Source organism: Burkholderia sp. E168m23 (assembly GCF_016586125.1).
GTDB classification, from domain to species: Bacteria; Pseudomonadota; Gammaproteobacteria; order Burkholderiales; family Burkholderiaceae; genus Burkholderia; species Burkholderia orbicola.
Window position 1 is genome coordinate 1 of record NZ_BCPP01000519.1, and the last position, 5,006, is coordinate 5,006.

Sequence of the window (5,006 nt, forward strand, 5' to 3'; positions counted from 1 at the left end):
CGGCCAGAGCGCCTGGACATTTTGCTGATTCATCCATTGATTATTCAGAATTCTGAACAGTGAATCAAGTTTCGCGGCCTTCTCCCGCCCTGCCGGTTTCCCTAGACTAGGCGCTGTTGCCCCTCATCCCCAGGAGACACGCATGACCACGGTTCCCGCCTATACGTCCGACGCCGACGTCGGCCACTACCTCGACGGCGCGCCCGTCGCCGGCCGCAGCGGCCGCTTCCAGGACGTCTTCAATCCGGCGCTCGGTCGCGCGGTGCGGCGCGTCGCGCTGGCCGGCAACGACGAAGTCGAACGGGCCGTCGCGTCGGCCCACGCGGCGTTCCCGGCCTGGGCCGACACGCCGCCGATCCGCCGCACGCGCGTGCTGCACCGCTTCCTGCAGTTGATGAACGAGCACCGCGACACGCTGGCGGCGATCATCACGGCTGAGCACGGCAAGGTGTTCTCGGATGCGCAGGGCGAAGTCGCGCGCGGCATCGACATCATCGAATTCGCGTGCGGCGTGCCGCAACTGCTGAAGGGCGACTTCACCGACCAGGTCAGCACCGGCATCGACAACTGGACGATGCGCCAGCCGCTCGGCGTCGTCGCGGGCATCACGCCGTTCAACTTCCCGTGCATGGTGCCGTGCTGGATGTTCCCGGTCGCGCTCGCGACGGGCAACACGTTCGTGCTGAAGCCGAGCGAGCGCGATCCGTCGGCCGCGCTGTTCATCGCCGACCTGCTCACGCAGGCCGGCCTGCCCGCCGGCGTGTTCAACGTCGTGCAGGGCGACAAGGGCGCGGTCGATGCCCTTCTCGATCACCCGGACGTGCAGGCCGTCAGCTTCGTCGGCTCGACGCCGATCGCGGCCTACGTGCAGCAGCGCGCGGTGCAGTCGGGCAAGCGCGTGCAGGCGCTCGGCGGCGCGAAGAACCATCTCGTCGTGATGCCCGACGCGAACATCGACCAGGCGGTCGATGCGCTGATCGGCGCCGCGTACGGCTCGGCCGGCGAGCGTTGCATGGCGATCAGCATCGCGGTGCTGGTCGGCGACGTGGCCGACAAGATCGTGCCGGCCGTGGCCGAACGCGCGCGCAAGCTGGTGATCGGCGACGGGATGTCGCCGGAAGTCGAGATGGGGCCGATCGTCACCGGCGAAGCGCTCAAGCGCATCGAAGGCTATATCGAGCAAGGCGTGAACGAAGGCGCGCAACTGGTGGTCGACGGCCGCGGGCTGCGCGTGCCGGGCCGCGAGGCCGGCTTCTTCACCGGTGGCACACTGTTCGACCACGTGAGCCCCGACATGCGGATCTACAAGGAAGAGATCTTCGGGCCGGTGCTCGGCTGCGTGCGCGTGAAGGATTTCGGCGAGGCGGTCGACCTGATCAACGCGCACGAGTTCGGCAACGGCGTGTCGTGCTTCACGAGCGACGGCGGGATCGCGCGCGAATTCGCGCGGCGCATCCAGGTCGGCATGGTCGGCATCAACGTGCCGATTCCGGTGCCGATGGCGTGGCACGGCTTCGGCGGCTGGAAGAAGAGCCTGTTCGGCGACATGCACGCGTACGGCGAGGAAGGCGTGCGCTTCTACACGCGCCAGAAGTCGGTGATGCAGCGCTGGTCGTCGAGCATCGGCAAGGGCGCCGAGTTCGCGATGCCGACCGCGAAGTAAGCCGGCCGGTGCGCCCTCCGCCGATCCGTTCGGCGGGCGGCGCACCGGCAGTCGGGATCAACCGGCCTTCGTGCCGTGCGCGCCGTCGGCGGTCGGCAGGTACGACAGCTCGAGCCGGTACGCGAGCGCGACGAACAGGCTCTGCGCAAGGCCCATCGTGGCCGTCAGCGCGCGAAAGCCGAACGTCGCGCTGTCCTGCACCATCAGCGTCACTTCCGCTTCCCGCGCAAGCGGGCTCATCCGGCTGTCGGTGATCGCGATCAAGCGTGCGCCGCGCTGCGCGGCCTGCTGCGCGACCTGCACGGTCTCGTCCGCATACGGCATGAACGAGATCGCGATCATCACGTCGCCCTCGCGCACCGAGCGGATCTGGCCGAGATGCATGCTGCCGAGCGCGTCGAACAGCCCGATGCGCTTGTCGGTGTGCTGCAGCGCATAGTCGAGATACACGGCGATCGGAAACGCACGCCGCGACCCGGCGATCCAGATCGCCTGCGTATCGGCGAGCAGGTCGACGGCCTGCGCGAGTGCCTGCGAATCGAGTGTCTGCCGCAACTGCTGCATCCCGGCAATGCTGCCCTTGATGAATTCGTCGGCGATCTGTTCGGGCTGCAGGCTCGAGGAGCCGGCCTCGATCACGTCGCGCAGCCGCAGGTTGTACGCACGCCCCGGCGCGATCTGCTGCGCGAGCCCCTCGCGGAACAACCGCTGCATCTCGGAGAAACCGGAGAAGCCGAAGTGCTTCGCGAACCGCACGACGGCCGACGGCTGGACGCCGCAGGCTTCCGCGAGCGACTGGATGCCTTCCAGCCCAAGCTGGTCCCGATGCGTTTCCACGTGGCGCGCGATCACCTTCAGGCGATTGCTGAGGCCGTCGTACTCCTGCGTCAGGTGCTGCAGGAACGCCTCGACGGTGGCGGGAGGTTTCTCGGATGAGCTCATCGGATAGCGCGAAGTTGACGGCCCCGATGCGCGCGCGCGGCTGGCCGGCGCGGCCCGGGGCTCGACTGGATACATGCATGAAGGGCGAATTTAATCACGTTTGCGGCACGACCCGCGCCGCCGGCTCGCTCCCACGCGCTCGGTCATCACTTGCACACGCTCCACGGCAAGACTGGAAACGATTGTCCAACGCGCTCGCTGCGCCGTAAAGATCAGGGTGTGTACCAAGGCCGGCTACCACGGCGAAGCGTGGTGCAGCCGACCTGCCTCCGTTCAACGATAGTCGACCCACACGCCGCCCGCATCGGCCGAACGCACGCAATTCTCGACCCAGCGCACGCCCTCGACGCCCGCGTGGACGTCCGGAATGCGGATGGCCCTCACCGCTGCGGCGTCGCCGCGATCGGCCGCATCCATCGCGAGTGCGAAACGCGCGTACAGGTTCGACCATGCCTCGAACAGCCCTTCCGGATGCCCGGCACCGATGCGGTCTTCGCGCGTGGCGTTCGGATGCAGGTACGGCATCCCGCGATCGAGCACCTGCGCGGGCTGCCCCTGGATTTCGTAGCGCAACTGGTTCGGATGCTCGTCCCACCATTCGACGCTCGCCTTCGAGCCGATCACGCGCACCTTCTGCCCGTGCATCGAACCGGCGTTCACCGCGCTCGACCACACGTAGCCGATCGCGCCGGTGTCGTACTCCATGATCGTGAACGCGTTGTCCTCGAGCGGCGCGCGGCTCTTCACGAAGCTCTGCCGCGAACACATCAGCCGGCGGATCTTCAGTTCCGGCGCCATCACCTCGGAGATGTACAGCGGATGCGTGCCGATGTCGCCGAGCACGTAGCTCGGGCCCGCGAACTTCGGATCGACGCGCCAGCGCGCGGCCGCGCTCGCGGCCTCGACGCCCTCGCTGTGGAACCCGTGTGCGAACTGCATCTGCACGATGCGGATTTCGCCGAGATCGCCGCGCGCGATCATCTCGCGCGCCTGTTCGATCATCTGGTGTCCGGAATAGCCGTATGCGACGCCGACGATCCGGTTCTTTTCGACCGACAGCCGCTGCAGCGCCTCGGCCTCCTCGGTCGTGAAGCACAGCGGCTTCTCGCAGACCACGTGCAGCCCCGCGTTCAGCGCGGCGCGGCAGATCTCGAAGTGCGTGTTGTTCGGCGTCGCGATCGACACCGCACGGATGCCGTCCGGGCGGCGCGCCTCGGCGTCGAACATCGTCGCGTAGTCGGGATAACAACGCTCGGCGGCGACGCCGAGCTTCACGCCGAACTGGCGGCCGCGTTCGGGATCGATATCGAACGCGCCGGCGACCAGCTGGAAGCTGCCGTCGCGCAACGCGGCCGACCGGTGGCTGTAGCCGATCTGGCTGCCGAGCCCGCCGCCGACCGTGCCCCAGCGAATCGAATGTCCAAGCAGAATCTGTCCGTCAATCATGATGGTGGTGTTCCTGGTCCGTGTTCAGGGGGTTCGGGGGTGCAACGCGCGATGCATCATGCGAAGCCGGCCGACGCGAGAAACGCGCGGCTCGCGGCGACGTCGCGCAGGCTCGTGCCGGCATTGCGCGGGTCGCGCTCCTGTTCGATCGTGATGTACCCGGCGTAGCCGATGTCGTCGAGCGCGTGGCGGATCGACCGGTAGTCGAGCACGCCGGTGCCGATCGGGCACATCACGCCGCGCGCGCACGCGGCGAAGAACGCGATGTGCTCGCCCATCACCGCGTCGTACACGCCCGCGTCGATGTCCTTGAAGTGCACATAGTCGAGGCGCGCCGCATGGCGGCGCAGCCAGGTTTCCGGGTCCATGCCCGAGTAATGCAGGTGGCCGGTATCCAGACAGAGGCCGGCCGTGTCGGCCGGAACGTCGGCGACGATCCGGTCGATCTCGTCCGCGAATTCGATGTAGCCGCCCGCATGCGGATGGATCACCGTGCGCACGCCGAATTCGTCGCGCGCGATCGTCGCGATCTGCCGGATGTGCTCGACCATGCCGGCCCAGCGTGCGCCGGACAGCCGCGGCGCGCGATCGCCGTGGCCGGCCGCGTAGTCGCGTTCTTCATGCCCCCAGTCAATCACGACCAGGTACGGCGCCGCGTAGCGCTGGCCGTCCTGCGTCGGCAGTTTCGGCAGCCGCGTGATCAGCGCGCAGATCTCGCGCGTCTGGCGCAACAGGTTCGGCAGGTTCTCCGGCGCCACGAGATCGTCGAAGATCGTACCGGCGGTGATGCTCAGGCGTTGCCGCTCGAGCTCGGCGCTCACCACGTCGAGTTCGAGCGGGATGTAGCCGTACGGCCCGAGCTCGATGCCCGAGTAACCGGCCTGCGCAGCCTCGGCGAGCACGTGCCGCCACGGCGGCAGGTGCGGGTTCTTCACGTCGTCGACGCCCCAGCACA

4 protein-coding genes are annotated in these 5,006 nt (G+C 67.9%); 1 reads left to right on the forward strand and 3 read right to left on the reverse strand.

All coding sequences use genetic code 11. The features are described from left to right. Positions 1-142 precede the first annotated feature (142 nt). Positions 143-1,663, forward strand: a complete 1,521-nt coding sequence (locus JMF90_RS23670; RefSeq protein ID WP_201316839.1) for a CoA-acylating methylmalonate-semialdehyde dehydrogenase — start codon at positions 143-145, stop codon at positions 1,661-1,663. Between the two features lie 57 nt (positions 1,664-1,720). Here JMF90_RS23670 and JMF90_RS23675 read toward each other — a convergent pair whose 3' ends face one another. The 3 genes from JMF90_RS23675 to JMF90_RS23685 all read right to left on the reverse strand — a co-directional run. Continuing rightward, positions 1,721-2,605: a MurR/RpiR family transcriptional regulator gene (locus JMF90_RS23675; protein WP_077180236.1), complete on the reverse strand. Its 885-nt coding sequence runs from the start codon at positions 2,603-2,605 to the stop codon at positions 1,721-1,723. Between the two features lie 273 nt (positions 2,606-2,878). After that, positions 2,879-4,051, reverse strand: coding sequence for a Gfo/Idh/MocA family protein (locus JMF90_RS23680; protein ID WP_201316838.1), 1,173 nt, complete (start codon positions 4,049-4,051; stop codon positions 2,879-2,881). 56 nt (positions 4,052-4,107) lie between these two features. Next, positions 4,108-5,006: TIM barrel protein (locus JMF90_RS23685; protein ID WP_201325493.1), on the reverse strand; the 899-nt coding region annotated here is incomplete at its 5' end.